This window comes from Acidovorax sp. KNOB132, from assembly GCF_057541515.1.
This window is the reverse complement of the sequence record NZ_BAAJYT010000471.1, coordinates 1-1,729: the sequence shown is the minus strand read 5'-3', so window position 1 is coordinate 1,729 and position 1,729 is coordinate 1. Positions and strand designations below refer to the sequence as shown.

Sequence of the window (1,729 nt, the reverse complement as noted above, 5' to 3'; positions counted from 1 at the left end):
TCGATGGCCCGTCCGTACCGCCAAAGGCCCCGCTCGCCGTGGGCACGGCGGACACCGCCTTGCTGCACCGGCTCCTGCAGGCCGTGGCCGATGCACCGGCGGGCGCCTTGGATGCGGCCGGCCGCGGCAAGCCGTCGCTCGCGGCCGCATTGGCCGCCGCGGGCCATTCCCACGTGTTGGAAGGCGTGCAGTGGGCCGAGGGTGATCCGGCCCTGCGGGGGTGGGATCTCTCGGGCGTGGATTTCAAGCGCTGCCAGTTCGATGCCAGCTCCCTGGCCGACACGCACATCGAAGGCAGCCGGTTCGGAAGCTGCCGGTTCGAAAGCGTGTCATTGGCGGGCGCCTCGCTGCGCAACACCGCTTTCAAGCGCTGCGAATTCAAGGAGACGATGTTCCTGCACGCGGAACTGAGCGGCGTTCGCTTCGAAGACAGCGAGCTGCACCTCTGCAGTTTCGAGGATGCGCAACTGACGGGCGATTGCGTGTTCGCGGGCGTGAAGATGCCCGGCACGCACTTTCTCAGCACCTCGGTGGCCGAGGGGACGCGGATCGAAGCGTCCGCCACCCAAGGACCGTCCGTCCTGACCGACACCTTGTTCCTGGGCACGAAGGGGCGCTTCACCATCGACGCGGTGTCCGACGCGACCGTCGGCCTTACCCGGCCCACCACGGCCACGCTGGTCTCCCATGACTCGCGGGGCATCACCGTCCCGCGCGTGGTTGCCAAGCTCGAGGCGGTGGCGGGCACCTTGCCTCTGCGGGTCGAGATGCGGGCCGCCTCGCTGCAGGCGAAGGCGGTGGATGCGGAGGTCGAGGCGCACCTCGAACATCTGGCCTCGCAGCCGGGCAGCGACCAATCCTTGCCGCAGCGCCTCGTGATCGATGCCCTGGCGAATCCCGAAGCCCTGCCGAAGATCGCGCAGATCCTGGCCAAGGCCGAGATCCTGGCCCGGCACGTGGACTCCGTCGTGCTGCCTGGCGGCGAAGATATTTCGCCCCGCCTGTACAACCAGCAGGCAGAGCCGCAGACGGACTGGAAGGGCGACTACCGCCGGTCCGTGCTCGAAATGGGTCTGCTGCACCAGTGCTTTCACCGCGGCGTGCCCTTGATGGCGATCTGCCGGGGCTTTCAGATGACCAATGTATTTTTCGGCGCGGCGCTGCAGCAGCACGTGGGGCACCAGGTCGGCGTCCGCACGCTCGGCAACGACCAGGGCGAAGAAGCCGGGCAGGCGCGGGCCACCGAGGTCGCGGAGAACGGCGTCGGCGTCTTCGGCACAGCGCTGCAAGGCATCCGCGCGGCCGTCTATCACCACCAGGCCGTGATCGACCCACCGGAGGGCCGGCCGCACCTGAGCACCTCGCTGCGCCGGACCATTCCCTCGGAAGGGGGCGAGACCGCCTGGCGGGCCATCATGGCGGTCGAATCGTCCCAGCCGCGCGCGCCGCTGATCGGCTTGCAGTTCCACCCCGAGTTCTTCGACGGATCGACGGCCCGGGGCGGCGAGGCCCGGCCGTTGTCCAACACGGAACTGGAGCAACTGGGGGCGGGCTATACGCGGCCTGGAGCGCAGACGTCGGGCTTGCAGAACCCGGCCGACCTGATCGCCAGCGGCATCCTGGACCACATGTCGCCTGGCAACGATGCGCTGTGGAAGATCCTGTCGGACGCGGCGACCGCGCACCGCCACAAGGCCGCCATCACGGCCGAGGCGCTGGCGGAGGGGCG

1 protein-coding gene is annotated in these 1,729 nt (G+C 69.2%); it reads left to right on the top strand.

All coding sequences use genetic code 11. From position 1 onward, the window contains the following. Positions 1–38: 38 nt before the first annotated feature. Positions 39–1,729 (top strand): gamma-glutamyl-gamma-aminobutyrate hydrolase family protein (locus tag AC27IO_RS23820; RefSeq protein WP_498741131.1); only part of this gene is annotated, 1,691 nt, incomplete at its 3' end.